The sequence below is a fragment of the Clostridium sp. D53t1_180928_C8 genome, assembly GCF_015667795.1.
Classification (GTDB): Bacteria; Bacillota; Clostridia; order Clostridiales; family Clostridiaceae; genus Clostridium.
Window position 1 is genome coordinate 13513 of record NZ_JADPEL010000035.1, and the last position, 21409, is coordinate 34921.

At 27.6% G+C, this 21409-nt stretch carries 16 protein-coding genes; 12 read left to right on the forward strand and 4 right to left on the reverse strand.

The window, feature by feature from the left end; translation table 11 throughout:
* Positions 1 to 40 precede the first annotated feature (40 nt).
* The 3 genes from I4V51_RS15590 (at position 41) to I4V51_RS15600 (ending at position 7181) form a co-directional block, all read left to right on the forward strand.
* Complete coding sequence (locus I4V51_RS15590) at positions 41 to 1612, forward strand: sulfatase-like hydrolase/transferase (protein WP_195989361.1); 1572 nt, start codon at positions 41 to 43, stop codon at positions 1610 to 1612.
* 194 nt (positions 1613 to 1806) lie between these two features.
* Positions 1807 to 2895 carry an ethanolamine utilization protein EutH gene (gene eutH / locus I4V51_RS15595; protein WP_195989362.1) on the forward strand — a complete coding sequence of 363 codons (1089 nt, stop codon included), beginning with the start codon at positions 1807 to 1809 and terminating at the stop codon, positions 2893 to 2895.
* Positions 2896 to 3272: 377 nt separating this feature from the next.
* Entirely contained in the window at positions 3273 to 7181 is a 3909-nt protein-coding gene (locus I4V51_RS15600; protein WP_195989363.1) for a beta-N-acetylglucosaminidase domain-containing protein, read from the forward strand.
* Positions 7182 to 7330: 149 nt separating this feature from the next.
* On the opposite strand, the gene I4V51_RS15605 is transcribed toward I4V51_RS15600, so the two are convergent.
* A complete protein-coding gene (locus tag I4V51_RS15605) occupies positions 7331 to 8617 on the reverse strand; it encodes an MFS transporter (RefSeq protein ID WP_195989364.1) in 1287 nt (428 codons plus the stop codon).
* Between the two features lie 196 nt (positions 8618 to 8813).
* Between I4V51_RS15605 and I4V51_RS15610 the strand changes: the two genes are divergently transcribed.
* The 6 genes from I4V51_RS15610 (at position 8814) to I4V51_RS15635 (ending at position 15718) form a co-directional block, all read left to right on the forward strand.
* Positions 8814 to 9329: an ECF transporter S component gene (locus I4V51_RS15610; protein WP_195989365.1), complete on the forward strand. Its 516-nt coding sequence runs from the start codon at positions 8814 to 8816 to the stop codon at positions 9327 to 9329.
* 2 nt (positions 9330 to 9331) lie between these two features.
* Complete coding sequence (locus tag I4V51_RS15615) at positions 9332 to 10060, forward strand: amidohydrolase family protein (protein WP_195989366.1); 729 nt, start codon at positions 9332 to 9334, stop codon at positions 10058 to 10060.
* Between the two features lie 221 nt (positions 10061 to 10281).
* On the forward strand, positions 10282 to 10965 hold the full coding sequence (locus I4V51_RS15620; RefSeq protein ID WP_195989367.1) for a response regulator transcription factor: 684 nt from the start codon (positions 10282 to 10284) through the stop codon (positions 10963 to 10965).
* Positions 10952 to 12001 carry a HAMP domain-containing sensor histidine kinase gene (locus I4V51_RS15625; protein WP_195989368.1) on the forward strand — a complete coding sequence of 350 codons (1050 nt, stop codon included), beginning with the start codon at positions 10952 to 10954 and terminating at the stop codon, positions 11999 to 12001. The genes I4V51_RS15620 and I4V51_RS15625 overlap by 14 nt, the downstream gene beginning before the upstream one ends.
* A gap of 151 nt (positions 12002 to 12152) precedes the next feature.
* Positions 12153 to 13958 carry an ABC transporter ATP-binding protein gene (locus tag I4V51_RS15630; protein ID WP_195989369.1) on the forward strand — a complete coding sequence of 602 codons (1806 nt, stop codon included), beginning with the start codon at positions 12153 to 12155 and terminating at the stop codon, positions 13956 to 13958.
* Positions 13958 to 15718 carry an ABC transporter ATP-binding protein gene (locus I4V51_RS15635; protein WP_195989370.1) on the forward strand — a complete coding sequence of 587 codons (1761 nt, stop codon included), beginning with the start codon at positions 13958 to 13960 and terminating at the stop codon, positions 15716 to 15718. The genes I4V51_RS15630 and I4V51_RS15635 overlap by 1 nt, the downstream gene beginning before the upstream one ends.
* Before the next feature lie 134 nt (positions 15719 to 15852).
* Here the strand turns inward: I4V51_RS15635 and I4V51_RS15640 are convergent, their stop codons facing one another.
* A complete protein-coding gene (locus I4V51_RS15640; protein ID WP_195989371.1) occupies positions 15853 to 16401 on the reverse strand; it encodes a flavodoxin domain-containing protein in 549 nt (182 codons plus the stop codon).
* 136 nt (positions 16402 to 16537) lie between these two features.
* Here I4V51_RS15640 and I4V51_RS15645 point away from each other — a divergent pair, with 136 nt between their 5' ends.
* Entirely contained in the window at positions 16538 to 17395 is an 858-nt protein-coding gene (locus tag I4V51_RS15645) for an AAA family ATPase (protein WP_195989372.1), read from the forward strand.
* A 90-nt stretch (positions 17396 to 17485) separates the two neighbouring features.
* A complete protein-coding gene (locus I4V51_RS15650) occupies positions 17486 to 18478 on the forward strand; it encodes a Gfo/Idh/MocA family oxidoreductase (RefSeq protein ID WP_195989373.1) in 993 nt (330 codons plus the stop codon).
* Positions 18479 to 18545: 67 nt separating this feature from the next.
* Here I4V51_RS15650 and I4V51_RS15655 read toward each other — a convergent pair whose 3' ends face one another.
* Together I4V51_RS15655 and I4V51_RS15660 are read right to left on the reverse strand one after the other, a co-directional pair.
* Positions 18546 to 19736, reverse strand: a complete 1191-nt coding sequence (locus I4V51_RS15655; protein WP_195989374.1) for a hypothetical protein — start codon at positions 19734 to 19736, stop codon at positions 18546 to 18548.
* Positions 19737 to 19848: 112 nt separating this feature from the next.
* Positions 19849 to 20391 (reverse strand): DUF6143 family protein, encoded by a 543-nt coding sequence (locus tag I4V51_RS15660; RefSeq protein ID WP_195989375.1) that lies wholly within the window; start codon positions 20389 to 20391, stop codon positions 19849 to 19851.
* Between the two features lie 191 nt (positions 20392 to 20582).
* On the opposite strand from I4V51_RS15660, the gene aat reads away from it, so the two are divergent.
* Positions 20583 to 21233 (forward strand): leucyl/phenylalanyl-tRNA--protein transferase, encoded by a 651-nt coding sequence (gene aat, locus I4V51_RS15665; protein WP_195989376.1) that lies wholly within the window; start codon positions 20583 to 20585, stop codon positions 21231 to 21233.
* Positions 21234 to 21409: the final 176 nt, after the last annotated feature.

The window sequence follows — 21409 nt, forward strand, 5'->3', positions numbered from 1 at the left end:
AAAAAACTTATAGCCATATATTTTTGGGAGGTATGTAAATATGAATAAAAAAACAAATATATTATTTATAACAAGTGATCAACAACACTGGAATACTATAGGTAAGTATAATAAAGAAATTAAAACACCAAACTTAGATAAACTATGTGAAGAAGGAACTATATTTACTAGAGCGTATTGTCCAAATCCAACATGTACTCCTTCAAGAGCATCTATGATTACAGGGAAATATCCAAGTCAACATGGTGCTTGGAGTTTAGGGACTAAGTTACCAGAAAGTGAATTAACATTAGGAGAAATGCTAAGTAATAATGGTTATAAAACATCTTTAATAGGAAAGGCACATTTTCAACCATTATTATCAACAGAGGAATATCCATCATTGGAGTCTTATCCAATATTACAAGATTTAGAGTTTTGGAAAAACTATAAAGAACCATTTTATGGATTTGATCATTACGAATTAGCTAGAAATCATACTAATGAAGCTCATGTTGGTCAGCATTATGCAATATGGTTAGAAGAAAAGGGCTGTGAAAACTGGAAAGATTACTTTTTAGCACCAACAGGTAATATGGATCCTGATGTTTACAAGAGAATAGAGAGAATAGCAGGAGAAAAAGATGGATTTGAAAATTGTAAAAGAAACTGGGGAACATGGGACATACCAGAAGAATATCATTATAATGCATGGATAGCCGAAAGAACTAATGCAAAATTAGAAGAGTTCAAGAATAATGATGAGCCATTTTTCTTATGGAGTTCATTTTTCGATCCACATCCTGAATATTTTGTTCCAGAACCTTGGGCATCTATGTATAATCCCGAAGATATAACACTACCACATTTAGTGGAAGGAGAGCATGAAAAAAACCCTCCTCATTTTAAAATGACTCAAGAGAAGAATCCAGATTTTTCTTCATATAACTTAACTGGATTTGGAGTTCATGGTTTTCATTCCCATGCTCAAAAGCCAGAAGACTTAAGAAAAGATATTGCATTATATTATGGAATGATTAGTATGATGGACAAGTATATTGGAAAAATACTAGATAAGTTAAAAGAATTAAATTTGGAAGAAAACACAATTATAGTCTTTACTTCAGACCATGGCCATTTCTTTGGACAACATGGGTTGATAAGAAAAGGACCATTCCATTACGAGGATATGATAAAGGTTCCATTTATAGCTAAGTTCAAAAATCAAATACCAAATGATGTTGTTAATAATTCAATGCAATCAATTGTTGATTTAATGCCGACATTTTTAAGCTTTTTAGGATATGATATACCAAGAACTATATCTGGAGTTAATCAAAAGGAAGTATGGTGTGGAAATAAAGAAAGTGTAAGGAATCATATAATTGTTGAAAATAGACATGAAGATATATCTATGAATTTAAGAACTTATGTAGATGATAGATATAAGATAACTGTATATTTTGGACAAGAGTACGGTGAATTATTTGATTTACAAAATGATCCAAAGGAAGTTAATAATTTATGGAATGATGAAAAGTATAAAGATTTAAAAATTGAGCTGCTTTTAAAATATGCATGGGCAGAGCTTGAAAAAGAACCAATGTGGATGCCTCGTATTAGGCATGCTTAAAAATTTATATTAATATAAAGAGCCAGAAGAAATTCTGGCTTATTATTTTTATATTTGTATTAGTAAATAAAACATATGTAAAATATATAGGATTATATTATAACTATAATAATGATTATTATAGAAGATAAAATATGAATTACATGATATAATTTGAAAGGATAAAAAATAAAAATGGGGAGACGAAAGATAATATGACATTTGATAAATTCATAATATGGTTAATGGCGATAGGTATTTTGCTTGGTGCTGGAGACAGATTACTAAAAAACAAATTTGGTTTAGGGCAAAAATTTGAAGAGGGACTTAATGCAATGGGACCTTTAGCGCTTAGTATGGTTGGGGTAGTTAGTTTATCACCAGTAATATCTAATATTTTAGGACCAATAATAATACCTTTTTATAAGTTTTTAGGTGCAGACCCAGCGATGTTTGCTTCAATTTTAGCAAATGATATGGGGGGATATCAATTAGCTTTATCATTAGGAGAAAATAAAGAAATTGCTTTATTTTCAGGGCTAATAGTCGCATCTATGCTAGGATGTACTATAGTATTTTCAATTCCAGTTGCATTAGGATTAATAGAGGAAAAAGATAAGGTTTTTTTTGCAAAAGGGTTATTAATAGGGTTGTCAACAATACCTTTAGGATCAATTGTTGGTGGTTTAGTAATGAAAATAAGTATAGATGTACTTTTAATAAATATTATTCCTATTATATTAATTTCATTAATGTTGATTTTAGGTTTAAAATTCTTCCAAAGAACGATGATAAAAGGGGTATTATATTTTGGAAAATTTATAATGTGGATTAGCACCATAGGCTTAGCAGTAGCTGCTTTTGAAAGCTTAACAGGAGTAGTATTAATTAAGGGGATGGCACCCATTAATGAAGGAATGAACGTAGTAGTTAATATTGGTATAGTTCTTTTAGGAACATTTCCTATGTTAACATTGATAATAAATTTATTGGACAAGCCCCTTAGAAAATTAGGTAAAAAGATAGGCTTAGATTCTACAAGTGTTGCGGGTATAATTTTCTCATTAGCAAATAGTATTCCAGTTTTTAAGATGTTAAAGGATATGAACAATAAAGGTAAAATTATAAATGTAGCATGGTTAGTTGCTGCTACATCAACTTTAGGAGCACATTTGGGATTTACAGCTGGAGTTGAATCGAAAATGATAATTCCAGTAATATTAAGTAAATTATTTGCTGGAGTAAGTGCAATTATAATAGCATTAATTTTTACAAAAAATAGTGATGAAGAGCAAGTAATATAGCGAGAAATTATATACTTAGAAAATTTAGATTGAAAAAATAATATAATTAATGTTGACAAAAAATAGACTGAATGATAATATAATGAACAAGATGATTATTATGTAAAAGTTAATGTAATAAAAATTTTTACAAAAAATATATAGTTGAAGAAAATTAATCTTAAAATTTATAGAGAAAAATGTAAAATATACTTTGCAATAAGTATTTATATAATATGATTAGTTTATAATATTTAAAGAGGCATGTAACCAAGTTAAGTTTTGGGCATTAGCCATAGCAAAAATATGCAGTTTTGCATAATTTTTTGCTATGGCTTTTTTTATATTCAAAATGTAAAAAAATGTTAAAATTCACTAATAAGAAAGAGGGATAACTAATGAAAAGAACAAAATTAAATTCAATTTTAGCTAAAGTAGTTACAACATCATTTATATTTACTACTTTACCAACAGCTGCCTTTGCAGAGGTTGTCAATGAGAATAAAGAATTAGTAAAATTACAGGTTAATATTCCTACTGTAAGTCCTACACCACATAATATTGAAGGTTCAGGAGAAGGATTTATTCTTACTGAAAAAGTAAATATAGTAGGTCAAGATCAAGCAGATCAAGATGCAATAAGAGAATTAGTAGAAGCATTAAAGGGTTTAGGTATAGAAGTTAATAATGATTTTGATGAAAATGCAACTACAATAATAATTGGTGAAGATGATGATAATATTGAGGAAATGAATACTTTCTTTGAAGGTATTGGTAAATCAGGTGCAGAAGCAATAGAAGTTAAAGAAGGATATGTGCTTGCATCGAATCAAAATGAAGATGGAAAAATGACAATTGCCATTGAAGGAACAGATGAAGTTGGTACTTATTATGGAGTAAAAACTTTAAAACAATTATTAATAGAAGAAAGTGATAGAAATGTTGTTCCAGAAGTTTATGTAAATGATTATCCAACTCAGCATGTTAGAGCTGTTGTTGAAGGATTCTATGGAACACCATGGACACATCAAGATAGATTAGATCAATTTAAATTTTATGGCGAAAATAAATTAAATATGTATATATATGCTCCAAAGGATGATCCATATCATAGAGATCAATGGAGAGATCCATATCCACAAGAAGAAATGGCAAGAATGCAAGAACTTATAAATACAGCAAATGAAAATAAAGTTGATTTTGTATTTGCAATTTCTCCAGGTAAGGATATAGATATAAATTCAGAAGCAGATTATCAAGCACTTGTTGATAAGTGTGAATCATTATATGACATGGGTGTTAGAAGTTTTGCTATTCTTTGGGATGATATATTTACAGATGATGGGGCTGGACAAGCTGCAATAATGAATAGATTTAATGCAGAATTTGTTAAAACAAAAGAAGGGGTTAAACCTTTAATAACAGTTCCAACACAATATTGGGGAACATCAATGTTTAATGGTTCAGAAGTAAAACCATATACAGAAGGGTTTTCTAAAAATTTAGATAAAGATATTGAAGTTATGTGGACAGGGGAACATGTTATTCCTGAGAGCGTAACTTTAGAAGATGCTGAAAAAGTAAATAGTCTTTATGGAAGAAAGATGCTTTTATGGTGGAACTACCCAGTTACTGACTACAAAGTTGATAAATTAGCTTTAGGACCAATATATAATCTTGGCAATGATTTAGCTACTAAAATTGGAGGATTTATAATAAATCCAATGGAATTTGCTGAAGCATCAAAAATAAGTATTCATACAGGAGCTGATTATGCTTGGAATACAGAAGCTTATGATTATAATAAGGCGTGGGATAATGCAATTGTAGATGTAGTTGGAGAAGAATTAAAAGAAAGCTTTAAAGTATTTGCAGATCACAGTACAAGACTTGATACTGGTAGAGCAGATGCACCAGAAATGAGAGCAGTAATGGATGAGTTCTGGAAGAAGGTTGATAATAGACAAATTCCAGCAGCAGAATTAGAAACTTTAAAAGCTAGTTTTGGAGTAATAAAATCAGCAGTAGCAGATACTCAAGCAAAATTGCATAAAGCTATGTTAGATGAAGTTGCACCACAATTACAAAAACTTACTAATTATGCAGATGCAGCAACTACTGCAGCTGATATGGTTATTGCAATGCTAAATGGTGATAACAAGTTATGGTGGGATTTAAAGACTCAACTTTCAGGACAAATAGATATTTTAAATTCATCAAAGGCAATTATATCAGATAAGGTTTTAGATGACTTTGTTAAACAAGCAAATTCAAAGACTGACTCTATGTATTTTGAAGGTGTATTAAAAGATCAAGTTAAAACTTATAGCTATTCAGGAAGTGTATCTGAAAATATTTCGCCATTAAAGTTTGAAGAATGGTACAATGGAAAAACTCCATATGAAGTTTCAAATATGTTTGACGGTAAGTTAGATACAGCATATAGATCTGCTAATAATGTTAAGGCTGGCGATGAAATAGTTGTAGACTTAGGAAAAGTTGAAAACTTAAATAATATTTATATGTTAATGGGAAGAACTTCTCATGATACTGCAATTATGAAGGGAAATGTTCAAATTTCAGTAGATGGAGTTGAATGGAAAACTGTATTAGAAAATAATGAATTTAGAGAATTATTTGTTGGCGATTTAAATGAAAGTGCTAGATATATTAAATATGTAGCAACAGAAGATCAAGACAATCAAGTATACGTTAGAGAATTTATGGTAAATAAAAATACTGTAAGTGGAATTAGAACTAATGTAGAAGGTAGCTTCGAATATAATAAGAGTGTTGTTGGAAGAAATGAAGTTAACTCAATAGTTGCTACAGAAAAAGTTAATTTAAAAACTGGAGACAATATAGGTTTAGAGCTCCCAGAATATAAATATATAACATCAATAAATGTTAATAGCAATGTTAAAGGAAATGTTGAATATACAATTAATGGAATGGATTGGTTTGTATTAGGAGAAGTAAATGGAGAAACTACTTTATCTTTAGAAAAACCACAAGTTGTTAAACAAGTTAGATTTGTTGCTACTGAAGAAAAGTCTACTAAAAACTTTACAATGGACTTAGTAATTGAAGGAAAAGGCGAAGAATCAGTTACAACAAATAGAAATGGTAGTGGAAATTACAAAGATTTAAATGCAATTGCTGATGGAGATGTAGACTCAAGCTTTATTTCATCAGGTGCTTTAAAGACGGGAGATTATTTCACTTTAAACCTTGGAAAAGTTACTAATGTAAGAAATATTCAATTCATTGGAGATAGAAACTTTGGTGGAGATAGAATAAGAGAAGGTAAAGTAGAATATTCTTTAGATGGAGAAACTTGGACTGAAATTTACAATGGAAATATTTCAGAACAATTTAGAATGTTTGATTTAGATTTTAATGCTCAATATGTAAGAGTTACTGCAACTGCTGGAACAGATTCATGGGTTAGAATGTCTGACTTCTCTGTGAATTCTCCAGAGGCAGAGGTTATTTTTGAATCAACTGTTAAACCAGTAAGTGATAGCCATCGATTAGATAACTTAATGGATGAAAATATTCAAACTTCTTATATCCCAAGATCTGAAGTTAAGAGTGGAGATAGAGTAGTTTATAATATATTTGATGGTGCATTAATAAATAAAATTGAAATATTCCAAAATGAAAGCACAATTTCTAATGCTAAAGTTATTGCAAGAACTTCTGATGATAGAAAAATAGAAGTTGGTACATTAGATAAAGGTTATAATGTATTTGCTATGGAAAAACCTGAAGAGATTGTTTCTATAACATTAGAATTCCAAGATGGTTCAGGAAGACCAGAAATATATGAAATAGTAACAGAAAACTTTACATTAGAAGCGATTAAGGAATTTGCAAAATCTAATTTAGCGCAAGCAAAAGAATTATTAACAAAAACTGAAGGTAAATCAGAAGATGTTATAAATGCATTAAAAGAAGCTACTTCTGAAGTAGAAAATGCATTAATAGATGGCGTTGCTAGAGAAGATTTATTTAAAATAAATAGAAAATTAGAAAATGCTATTAAGGCATATATTGAATATAGCGAAGAAGCTAAACCAGAAGAAAAGCCAGAGGTTAATCCAGGAGAAAAACCTGAAGTTAAACCTGATCAAAAACCAGAAAGCAAACCAGAAAATAAGCCAGAAAATAAGCCAGAAAATAAGCCAGAAAATAAGCCAGGAAAACTTCCTCAAACAGGAAATGTAGCTGGGGTAGCAGCTTTAATTTTAGGTGTTACATCTTTAGTTGGTGGAGCATTTGCTTTCAAAAAGAAGAAAAAATAACTTGCTAACTCTAATTTAATGTATTTTGGCCTACTCTAGAATTTTATTCTGAGTGGGCCTTTTATTATAATGAAAAAAATCATAACTTATAAAGCAAAACAATGTTTATAAAGAAAATATACAGGAGATATTCTTTCTATTGAGTTATTTTAAATTTTACGTTCTATATATTTATGACGAAGACGACATTTACAATCTCTATGATATCTTTCAATAATAATAGAATGATCAAATAATTTACACACCTTAATATAGAAGAAAGAAATTACTATAATGAATACACAGAATCCATAAATATAAACTCCCCTAAAATTAATATTTTCAATAATAAATCCACCAACAAAGTTACCTATGGCAGAGGATATTCCATTAACTAATAATTTTACCCCTGCAAAAACATCTCTATTATCAAGTTCAATATTACTCATCATAGAACTATCTAAAGAGGAGCCCACAAGACAAGCAGAAGCACCTCTAATTATAAGTAAAATAATAAAGATCACTTTTGAAACCTTAAAGCCTAATAAAAGCATACTTGCAGATAATGATAGTAAAGATAGAATTTCAAATTTTTTTATTCCGAACTTTTCAATAATAGATGGCATAATTAAAATTCCAATCATGTTTAACGTAGTTATAATAAAATTAATTATTGATATATATGTATTACTTAATCCAAATTGATTTTTTAAGACTAAGTTAGTATAGGGCCAAACAGCACTTCCACCTATAGTAATTATAAAAAGAAAAGTGGCAAAAATTCTCATGCTTTTATGTGTTTTTAATAATGAAAAAGTATTAATAATTGACTCTTTAATTATTCCATTATCAGGTTTTAGCCTCTCATCTCTAGGTAATAGAAATAATCTTAAGGTGAATGCAAAAAGTATTAATAGTACAGATAAAAAGAATAACTTTCTGTAACCTATATTATTAAAGAAATAAATTTTATTTATGTTTCCTGCAAGTAATCCTCCAAGTGTGGATGCAATAAAATTAGCCGATGATTTATAACTGTAAGCACAACATTCTTTATCAGGCGTTGTATAGGAATATAATAGTTGAAGTTCTGTAACTTGAATAAAGCATAATCCTATATTAATTAAAATTTGTGAAAGTAGTAGTAAAATATAATTTGTAAATAAAACATAAGCTCCTACCCCTAAAGCACTTAATAGACATCCAGATACTAAGATAGTTTTTCTACCTAATATATGAATAAAGGGGCCTAAGAAAAAACCAACCATTGAAAATAGGGAGCCTATAGAAAAAATTATTCCTATTTTATCTGAAGGAATATTTATGTCATTTAAGTAAAGGATTTGTAAAAAACTATATATACCAAAGGCTAATGCCAAGCTCAATTCGCTTAGAACCATTATTTGAACATTCCTTGGAAATGTAGTATAAGTTTTTATTGCTGTAAATTTTTTCATAATATTACCTCTAAATAAATTTAAATTAAAATGTCATTTATCTTTAGGATAAGCTATATTAGTCAGTTTTATGTGTTGAAAAAATAGTTATTTAATTTAGAATTTAAACAAATAATCAAAGTGTATGTATACATTTGATGGTAAGGAGAAGTTGTGGTAATTTATTCTATAAATAAATATAAATGGGGTAAATAGAATGAATAAAAAACAACTTACAACAAAAGAAACAACTAAAATAGCAATGATGGCTGCATTGGTCTTTGTTGCAACATATTCTTTAAAGCTTCCATCTTTGCATGGATATACACATCTTGGAGATTGTATGATTTTTATAGCTGTATTACTTTTAGGAGTTAAAAAAGGGGCTATAGCAGGGGCTATAGGAGCAGCTATAGCAGATTTAGTAGGAGGATATATAATCTGGATAGTTCCTACATTCTGTATTAAATTTGTTATGGCTATTATTATGGGAGTATTTATAGAGAAGTTACTAATTAATTCGAAATTTAATTGGATTATAGGAGCATGTATAGGAGGATTATTTCAAATAACTGCATATACAATAGTTAAAGTACCTTTATTTGGTATAGCTTATGCTGTTACAGGTATATATGGATTAACTTTACAAACTATTAGTGGAGTATCTATTTCTATATTAGTTATAGCAATTTTATCAAAAGCTAATGTAATAAATAGATTAAGGAGGATTTAATTATGAAGAAAATTGATGCACATAGTCATATTGGTAGTTTTGGTGGCTGGGCTAAAGTTGAAATTGATATAGATAAATTAATAAAACAAATGGATGAATATGAAATTGAAAAGGTAGTTTTATGTGGAACAGGTTCTCATGATAATGATGAAGTTGCAAATGCATATAAAAAGTATAATGATAGGGTTTTACCTATAGTTTATACTAATCCATATGAGAAGAGTCTTGCTGTAGAAAAAATATATAATTATGTAAAAAACAAAAACTTCTGTGGGATAAAGTTAAGCCCTCTTAAAGATGCCTATGTAGCTGATTCAGAAATGTTAAATCCAATAATGGAAGCTGCTGAAGATTTGAATATTCCGATATTTATTCATTGTGGTCATCCACCATATTCATTACCTTGGAGCATTGCACTTTTAGCTGAAAGATTTCCTAAAGTTAAAGTTGTTATGATTCATATGGGGCATGGACACGGTGTATATATAGATGCAAGTTTAAAAATGGCTAGACGTTATGAGAATCTTTATTTAGAAATGTCAGGAATGCCTATGGAAAGCAAAATTAGAGAGGCATATGAATCGGTAGGGGCTGATAGGATATTTTTTGGTACAGATGCTCCTTTCCATCACCCATCTATTGAAATTCAAAAGGTATTAACTTGTGGATTAGATGATAAAGCATTAGAAGATATTTTTTATAACAATATTAATAAACTTTTTCAAAATTAAGAAGTCAGCAACGCTGACTTTTTTTATTAAAATGCTAATGGATATATATATGGTATATAATTTTATTAATAAGTAAGTTTAGTTTATTTTCAGTTTATCTTTTAGTAGTATTATAAAAGTAAAAATCATTTATAATGAATATTTGAGGTTGCTATCTTATTAATGAATATATATTACCTATTTAATATAAATGGAATATTGAAATTTATGGGGGGAAAATTATGATCAATATATTAGTTGTTGAAGATGATAAGCATATAAGAAGATTATTTGAAACTATTTTAAAACGAGACGGATATTCAGTTTTTAAGGCTGAAGATGGATTAAAGGCAATGGAGGTATTAGAAAATCAATATATAGATTTAATTATTTTAGATATAATGATGCCTAATATGGATGGTTATGAATTTGCTAAAGAACTTAGAGATGCTAATTATATGACACCTATATTAATGGCAACGGCAAAGGAGCTTCCAGAAGATAAGAAAAAGGGATTCATGGTAGGTACTGATGATTATATGACAAAACCTATTGATACAGAGGAGATGTTACTTAGAATTAAAGCACTTTTAAGAAGGGCTCAAATTGTAAATTCAAGAAAGCTTATAATTGGAAAAGTAACTTTAGATTATGATAATTTAACTGTAAGTAGGGAAGGTGAAAAGCAGACATTGCCGCAAAAGGAATTTTATCTATTATATAAACTTTTATCTTATCCAGATAAGATTTTTACTCGTATTCAATTAATGGATGAGATTTGGGGTATGGAAACTGAAAGTGGTGATACAACAGTTAATGTTCATATTAATAGGTTAAGAAAGCGTTTTGATTTTTATCCTGATTTTGAAATAGTTGCAGTTAGAGGACTTGGATATAAGGCGGTAAAAAATAATGGGAAGAATTAAAAAAAGAATAGGGTTAACACTTTCATTTTCTATTTCAATATTTATAATAAATTTAATAACTACTCTTATTGTTGGGGGGTTAATATATTTTTCATTTTCACTTGGAATTTTAAATGAAAAAAATATTAATAATGTAATGATATTACCAATAATGACTTTAATAGCATGTATAATTATAGGAATTGTAGTATCGACTTGTTCAAGTAGAGTTATATTAAAAAATATAAGAGAATTCATAGCTGGAACTGAAAAGCTTTCACGTGGAGATTTTTCAGCGCGTCTTAATTTAACTCATCCGCCTGAATTTAAAATACTTTCTGAAAATTTTAATTTAATGGCACAGGAATTAGGTGGAATTGAAGTTTTACGTACTGATTTTATAAATAATTTTTCTCATGAATTTAAAACGCCAATCATATCTATAAAAGGATTTGCTGAAATATTAAAGGATGATGAGCTTTCAAAAGAAGAAAGGGATGAATATTTAGATATAATTATAGATGAATCTAAAAGATTAACATCACTTGCAACTAATGTTTTAAATCTTTCAAAAATAGAAACTGTAGCCATATTAAAAGATACACAAAAAATTAATATTGGAGAACAAATTAGACAAAGTATTTTGATATTAAACTCTAAATTTGAAAGTAAAGATATTTCATTAGATATTAATATTGAAGATTACTATATAAGCGGAAATAAAGAAATGTTAAGTCAAGTATTGATAAACTTATTAGATAATGCAATTAAATTTAATAATAAACAAGGTATAGTAAGTATTAAAACTGAAAAAAAAGGAGATAAAATTATAATAGATATTAGTGATTCAGGTGTGGGAATAAATAAAGAGACTATTACTAAAATATTTGATAAATTTTATCAAGGGGATGCCTCACATGGAGTTAATGGAAATGGTTTAGGTCTTTCTATAGTAAAAAAAATAGTTGATCTACATAATGGAACAATAAAATGTGAGAGTATTGTTTCAAAGGGAAGTAAATTTACAATTATCCTTCCTATAGGATTAAATTTATAAATATAAAATAAAAATGGTGTTAGTTAAGGCACCATTTTTATTTTTGTTTAAATTTAATTTTTATATGAAAATATATACCATAAAAGTTTATTTTCAGTTAATCTTTTATATTTAATATATAAACATACAAACAAGGAAGGAGTTTGGTTTTATGTTTAAAATATTTAAAAACTTTAAAAGAAAGGAATGGATATTATTAAGTATTAGTATAATTTTTATTATTTCTCAAGTTTGGCTTGATTTAAAGTTACCTGATTATATGAGTGAAATTACTCAACTTGTTCAAAGTCCTGGAAGTAAAATGAGTGAAATTTTAACTGCTGGTGGCTGGATGTTAACTTGTGCATTAGGTAGTTTAGTAGCTTCAATTATTGTTGCAGGGCTTGCATCAAAAATATCAGCAAACTTTTCAGCAAGACTTAGATTTAGATTATTTGATAAAGTTCAATCATTTTCCATGGAGGAAATTAACAATTTTTCTACTGCAAGTTTGATTACACGTTCTACAAATGATATTACTCAACTTCAAATATTTATAGTTATGGGGTTACAAGTATTAATAAAAGCACCGATTCTTGCAGTATGGGCAATACTAAAAATTACTGGTAGGAATTTTGAACTTTCATTAACAACAGGTGTAGCGGTAGCATTATTATTAATTATAGTTGCTATATGTGTTATAATATCACTACCCAAATTTAGGAAAATTCAAAAATTAACAGATAACTTAAATAGAGTTTCAAGAGAAAATCTTTCGGGTATAGCTGTTACTAGAGCATATAATGCTGAAAAATATCAGGAGGATAAATTTGAAGAGGCAAACTTAGAGCTTACAAAGGTTAATTTATTCGCAAATCATGTTATGGCTATTTTATTACCAAGTATTAGTTTTATTATGAGTGGTGTAAGCCTTGCAATTTATTGGATTGGAGCTATTTTAATTCAAAATGCGCCTATAAATGAGAAAATGGTATTATTTTCTGAGATTATAGTATTTTCTTCATACGCAATGCAGGTAATAATGGCATTTATGATGTTGGTAATGGTATTTATTATGCTTCCACGTGCGACTGTTGCAGCTAAAAGAATTAATGAAGTATTAGATACAAAAAGTAAAATAAAAAATGGAATAGTAAAGGAATCACCAATTGGAATTTTGGGGGAGGTAGAATTTAAAAATGTTAGTTTTAAATATCCAGATGCTGATGAATATATTATAAAGAATATTAATTTTAAAGCAAATAAAGGGGAAACAGTAGCATTTATTGGAGCAACTGGTTCTGGTAAAAGTACATTAATTAATCTTATACCACGATTTTATGATGTGACAGAAGGTGAAGTATTAGTTGATGGAGTTAATGTAAAAGAATATGATGAAAAATATCTTAGAAATAAATTAGGTTATGTATCTCAAAAAGTTACTTTGTTTGAAGGAACAGTTGAGTCAAATATAGCTTTTGGAGAAAGTGGAAAGAGAGAAACTACAAAGAATGATGTTATTTATGGAGTTTATGCAGCACAAGCATCTGAGTTCGTAGAAAAATTAGATGGGGAATATGGGGCTCATATTGCGCAAGGTGGTACAAATCTTTCAGGAGGACAAAAGCAACGTTTATCAATAGCAAGAGCGATAGCACGTTATCCTGAAGTATTAATTTTTGATGATTCATTTTCTGCACTTGACTATAAAACAGATAGTAAACTTCGTAAATTCTTAAAAAGAGAGAGTACAGGAACTACAATGCTAGTAGTTGCTCAAAGAATAAGTAGTATAAAGGAGGCAGATAAGATTATTGTATTAGAAGATGGATGTATGGTTGGTGTGGGAAAACATGATGAATTAATTAAAAATTGTAATATCTATAGAGAAATTGCTTATTCTCAGCTTTCAAAGGAAGAGTTAGCTGTAGATAAAGAGGTTGCATGTTCAGAAGTTTTAAAAGAGGAGGTTGTATAATGAATAAAGGTGAAAAACAAGAAAAAAACTTAAGTAAGATTATAATATACTGTAAAAAGTATTATATATCAATAGTAATAGCACTTATATGTGCAGTAATAGGAACTATATTATCTTTGTTTGGACCTGATAAGCTTTCGGAAATGACAGATATTATGGCGGCTGGTTTAATGGGAAATATGGATATGACTAAAATAATATCTATAGGATTAACACTTGTTACTATTTATGTTTTTAGTGCCATATTAAATTTGATACAAGGATATATTATGGCTACAATAACACAAAAGATTTCTAAAAATTTAAGAAGTGATATTTCTAAAAAGATAAATAGACTTCCAATGTCATATTATAATAATAATACAACTGGGGATTTGCTTTCGCGTATTACTAATGACGTAGATACAATAGGACAAGCATTAAATCAAAGTGTTGGATCCTTAATAACTGCAGTTTTCTTATTTTTAGGTTCATTAATTATGATGTTAAAAACAAATGTTATTATGACAGTAACTGCAGTTTTAGCAACTATAATTGGTTTTGTATCAATCATGATAGTAATGAAAAGTTCTCAAAAATATTTTACTAGTCATCAGGAATATTTAGGTAAAATAAATGGTCATATTGAAGAAGTATATTCAGGGCATACTATCGTAAAAGCATATAATGCAGAAGAAAATATGAGTCTTATATTTAAAGATTTAAACTCTAAGCTTAAAAACAGTGCATTTAGAGCACAGTTTCTTTCGGGGCTTATGATGCCAATTATGAATTTTATAGGCAACTTAGGATATGTAGCAGTCTGTATAGTAGGAGCAGCACTTGCAATGAAAGGAAACATATCATTTGGTGTTATTGTAGCATTTACTATATATGTTCGTTACTTTACTCAGCCCCTTTCTCAAATAGCACAAGGAGTACAAAGTTTACAATCGGCAGCAGCAGCAAGTCATCGTGTATTTGAATTCTTAGAAGCAAAAGAAATGGAAAATGAAAATAATAAATTTACTTCACTTATAAATGCTAAAGGGAAGGTTGAATTTAAAAGTGTTAAGTTTGGATATGAGGGTTCAGATAGAATTATAATAAATAATTTCTCAGCTATGGCTAAACCAGGTCAGAAGATTGCAATAGTAGGACCAACAGGTGCAGGAAAATCTACATTAGTTAATTTGCTTATGCGTTTTAATGAAATACATAGTGGAGAAATTTTAATTGATGATATTTCAATAAGTGATTTAACAAGAGAAAATATCCATGATTTATTCTGTATGGTATTGCAAGATACATGGTTATTTGAAGGTACAATAAGAGAAAATCTTGTGTATAATAAAAAGGATGTTCCAGATGAAGTAATTAAAAATGCATGCAAATCGGTAGGATTAGATCATTTTGTTGAAACGTTGCATAATGGATATGATACTATTTTAAATGATAAAGTTAACTTATCTGCTGGACAAAAGCAGCAGCTTACAATTGCAAGAGCAATGATTAAGGATTCTCCAATGTTAATTTTAGATGAAGCAACAAGTTCAGTAGATACGAGAACAGAACTTCTAATTCAGAATGCAATGGATAAACTCATGGAAGGTAGAACTTCTTTTGTTATTGCTCATAGGCTTTCAACTATTAGGAATGCAGATGTAATTCTTGTATTAAAGGATGGAGATGTTTTAGAGTGTGGAAATCATGAAGAATTAATTGCTAAAAATGGTTTCTATGCAGAACTTTATAATAGTCAGTTTGAACAAGTGGCATAAATAGAAATTAGTCTTTAAGATATGAAGCTAGTATAATTTCTAGTTTTATATCTTTTTTCATGAAATTATATTGTAAAATTTAAAATCTCAAGGAGATTATTTAATTCCTTGAGATTTTTTATAAAATGTACTACTTATATTTTAAATTTAACATATTCAACTATAGGCTTAATAGTAGTTTTATTAGTAAAATCAACAACATCACCATAAGTGGCAATTAAATCTTTATCATCATTTTTTAATGTTTCAGCATCTTTTTTACAAAGCATATTATACATAATTTTCATCATAGCTTTATGAACAAAATTAAGTTTCTTATAATCAATACCACCACGTAAATTGAAAATTTTAATCTTATCTTGCATTTCTACTGAAAGTATCTTACTTATAGAGTTTTTAATAGAATCAATATTTTCTTTATTATTTGTATCGGCTAGTCCACAGGTAAATAATATTAAATTTTTATTAGAGAGTTTATCAAAATTCTTTGTAATTAAATTAATTCCACTTATTCCACCTGCATAAAGTCCACCACCATAAATAATAGTATCATATTCTAAAAGTTTTTCTATAGATATATTTTTCTTTTCAATTAAATCACAAGAAAGCTCTTCAGCTAACCATTCAGCATATTTTTTAGTTGAACCATATTTAGATTGATATACAACAATAATATTACCCATACTTTCCTCCTTAAAAATATAAATGTATAGTTTAATTTTAATATTTAATAATAGATAGTACTAATATTTAAATTTATTACAAAAAGTAGTAAAATTAATTTAATAAAGATTTATTTTGAGAGGTATTAATTAAATAATGATATATTTAGATAGCTTTATATTTGTTAATGAAAATAGAGAATATAATTTTATATTAGATGAAAAGAGAACTTGCTATGATTCCTTTTATCCATTTAAAATTCTTTCTAAGAATCAGTTTGAAAGAATTGATTTCGATAGAATTACAATTTTATATGGAGGAAATGGTTCTGGGAAATCAACCGCATTAAATATAATAGCAGAAAAGATAAAAGTACATAGGGATTCCATATATAATAAATCTAATTTTTATTCAAAGTATGTAGATATGTGTGAAGTAAATATTGAAAATGATATCCCAGAAAAAAGTAGAATTATAACAAGTGATGATGTATTCGATTATATGTTAAATATTAGAAACATTAATGAAGGAATTGATAATAAAAGGGAGAAACTTTTTGAAGAATATTTAGATAATAAATATAATAGATTTCAAATGCAATCAATAGATGATTATGATAAATTAAGAAAGGTAAATGAATCTAGAAGTAAAACACAATCTAAATATGTACGTCATAATTTAATGGATAATGTAAGAGAATATTCTAACGGTGAAAATGCATTTAGATATTTTATTTCAAAAATTGAGGAGAGTGGATTATATATATTAGATGAGCCTGAAAATAGCCTTTCACCAAAGCGTCAAATAGAATTAGTTAAATTTATTGAAGAACATGCACGGTATTTAGGATGTCAATTTATTATAGCAACTCACTCACCTTTTATACTTTCGTTAAAAGGTGCAAAGATATATGATTTAGATGAAAATCCAGTTGACATAAAGAAATGGACTGAACTTGAAAATGTACAACAGTACTATACTTTCTTTAAGGAACATAAAAGTGAATTTGAATAGATAACTTTTATTTATTATTAATTATATAGAAATAATAAACAAGGTGAATTATAATAAGGCTATAATAGATGATGGGAAGGATTAAAAAATATGAAATTGGGAATTATAGGTTCAGGAATGATTGTAAAAGAGTTTTTAACAATTACACATCATATAGATGGATTAGTATTAGAAGCTATATATGGAAGAGTTAATAAAAAGGAAAAATTAAATAAAATTAAGAATACATATGGAATTAAAAAAGTTTTTTATGATTATGATGAATTATTAAATAGTGATATTGATACTGTGTATATTGCATTGCCCAATAATTTGCATTTTAAATTTGCTAAACAAGCATTAGAAGCTAATAAAAATGTTATTGTTGAGAAACCAATAACAACAAATTATAAAGAAACACTAATATTGAGTGACTTAGCTAAGGAAAGAAAGTTATTTATATTTGAAGCTATAACTAATCAATATCTACCTAATTATAAAAAGATTAAGGAGTTAGTTCCTAAATTAGGAGATATTAAAATTGTCCAATGTAATTTCTCACAATATTCTAGCAGATATAATAGTTTTAAAGAAGGAAATATATTACCTGTATTTGATCCAAATTTTGCTGGAGGAGCCTTAATGGATCTGAATATATATAATATTCATTATGTTGTGGGGTTATTTGGAAAACCTAAAAATGTAGAGTATTATCCCAATATAGAAAGAGGAATAGATACATCAGGAATATTAATATTAGAATATAATAGTTTTAAATGTGTATGTATTGGAGCAAAAGATTGTAAAGCTCCTATTTCAAATAATATTCAAGGGGATAAAGGATGTATATATCAAGATAATCCAACTAATTCATGTGAAAGTTTTAAAGTCTTAATGAATGATGGAACGCATAATTTAATTAATGAAAATATTTATGATAATAGAATAGTTAATGAATTTATTGAATTTATAGAAATTATTAAGAATAATAACTTAGAAAGATGTTATGAAATGCTAGAACATAGTTTAATAGTTGCAGAAATTCAAACTATAGCTAGAATGAAATCAGGAATTATATTTGATGCGGATAATGAAATAGTCTAAAAAAGATATTATAACTAGTTATAATAAAAGGGTTATTTTGAATATTACAGTATTCAAAATAACCCTTTTATTTAAATAAATTTAGACCTCTATTACATTTGAGAATTTTTATATTACATGTATTACTGTCTACAGATTCATCTGGCACTTTATCATTAGCATAATGAACTATAAGATTTGCCGTATTTGAAATATAGTCTGAAGGTAATTTGCTGGAATTAGAAATTTTTACTATTAAAGTGATTAAAATTTTTGTGTTTTCGTATTTTTCATCATTATATATATCAATAATTATAGGAGATACCCTTTGAGTTATCATAAATTTAACAGTTTTAGAATTAGATGATATTATTGAGACAGATATAAGTTCGATTCCAGGCGCTAAGGGTTCAGTTAGAGTATAGCTTATTTCATATGAAAGTGAATTAGCATAAAATTCAAGATAATAATTAAAAGTTTGAAAATTATTGATAAATATTGAAGTTATGCTAGAAATTTTTCTTAGTATATTAGGTGTATCATTTTTCAGAAGTACACCTCCTATAGAATATCTAAAACCAGAACGTGGTGGTGAGTTTGTAATAATGTTTATTGTAGTAGGATTTTCTGTGTATGTTAAAATAGCCTTAGAGTTAGCAGTATTTTCACTTTGTGTACCTTCAATATAAATAATTTTATTATCAGTAGAAAAATCTATTTTAGGATCACCTGTATAAATATTATCAGGAAGATATAATTCTTTATTTTCTACCCACGGAGCTGGTTCACTTATACATTGTAATTTTTCAGCATTATTATTTACTTTATGAATAAATTCTGTATCTGCAAAGAATAAATAAAACTCTGTAACTTCATTTCCTGAAGAATCTTTTATACTAATATTAGTAATTGTATAATCTATTCTTGTAGTAACTGTAGGATTTGGTTGTTGTTGAAATTGAAGAGAAATTATTGAGTTATCTGTATTTTCAAAATATTTAGCAAAATTTCCGTTTGGGTGAGGCGTTGAAAATTTTATTTCAGGACTTTCATTACTATCCATTGTATAGTTAAAATCAAATTTAACTGTATAACCATTTTTCAGGTAATTTTTTATAGTTAAGATATCACTAGAAACATTTGTGGAATTGCTTGAAAGAATTGGAGGATTAATATCTTTAAGATTTATCCAACCTATTTTATAACTAAAATCATCAGTAGAAATTCTCATGTTTTCTTTTGCAAAAAGATAAATTGCATAATTAGTAGGATTACTCATAATTCCCTCTAAACATTACTTGCTTTTATATAATATGATTACAAACGTTAAAATATCATTAAAAATAGAAAAAGTATCGCTAAGATTTATAGAGATACTTTTTCTATTTTAATTAACAATCACAGTTTTTAGTAATTACTTCTTCCCACCAACCAAATGCAAATATTATTTTATCAATTATTACAGGTGAGAATCCACCAATATAGACACTAAGTGATTGATTAGGACCTAGTATAATTTGTCCACCATCAACAACTAATGTTGAATTTGGAGATACTATTCTACTAAATATAGGAACACCATCATATGGAGGATTAGAAGTTGGATTTAGATATTTAATTTGTCCCTTATGATTTGGTTCTGGATAAATACTTGTATTAGCACAACTAACTAAATTGCTAATTTTACCTTTATTAGATGATGATCTTAAATAAAATTCTGATGATAAGTTATTATCAGAAATATTTGTTATAGTAATAGCATTTACGTAGATATTTCGATTTGAATTAGGTGGATTGTATAATATAGCTAAAGAATGTTCAGTCTCACCATTTAAAATAGGTGTTTGACCAATGAAATAATTTCCTTTTCCAGATTGATATAATTGATAATCTATTGATACATCAAAAGATGTTTTTTTATTATAATAAGACATTTAATCACCTACATTTAATATTATAAGATTTTACTTCTTACATATTATGTTATTCTTTAAGGATAGAAAATGATACAAATTAATATAATTATGGAAAGTAATAATTTTTTATTTAAGAAAATAGTAATTTAGAATATAATTTATAGATAAACGTATAGTAAATAAATATTTTTTGAAAGAGGGAAAATCATATGCCTATATATAGATTAACAGAAGAAATAATATTTCCAAACCCAGAGTTAGCAGAAGAGGATGGATTACTAGCTGTAGGAGGAGATTTAAGTATTGATAGACTTTTATTAGCCTATTGTAATGGTATTTTTCCATGGTATAGTGATGATGAACCAATACTATGGTGGTGTCCTAAACCAAGATTTATTATAAAACCAAATGAAATTAATATATCAAAGTCAATGAAAAGAGTCTTTAATAAAGGTGAATTTAAAGTTACTTTTGATAGAGAATTTGACGAAGTAATAAAAAACTGTAAGGAACTTAGAGAAAATAAAGAGGGTACATGGATAAATAATGAAATTATGAATGCATATATAAAATTATTTAGAGTTGGATTTGCATCTAGTGTGGAAGTATATAAGGAAGGTGAACTTGTTGGAGGCCTTTACGGAGTTAAAATAGGAAAATGCTTCTTTGGTGAAAGTATGTTTTCTAAGGTAACAAATGCATCTAAGGTAGCTTTAATAAGTATGTGTAAAAAATTAGAAGAAGAAGGATATATATTTTTAGACTGTCAAATGCATACTAATCATTTAGAAAGCATGGGAGGAAAATTTGTGAGTTGGGATGAATTTAAGATAATGCTACAAAGTGGAATTAATATATAGTTATGTATATAAAAGTTATTTAAATATTTAATTTTAGAATGGCACTATATAATAAATGTTAAAATTTATATGTAATAGAAAGGGGGATAGGAATTATCTGCATACATATCAGAAGTATTAAGAGGTTCCTTTAATGCTGTAGATAAGGGACAAATGGAAGCTGCTTTATCTATAGG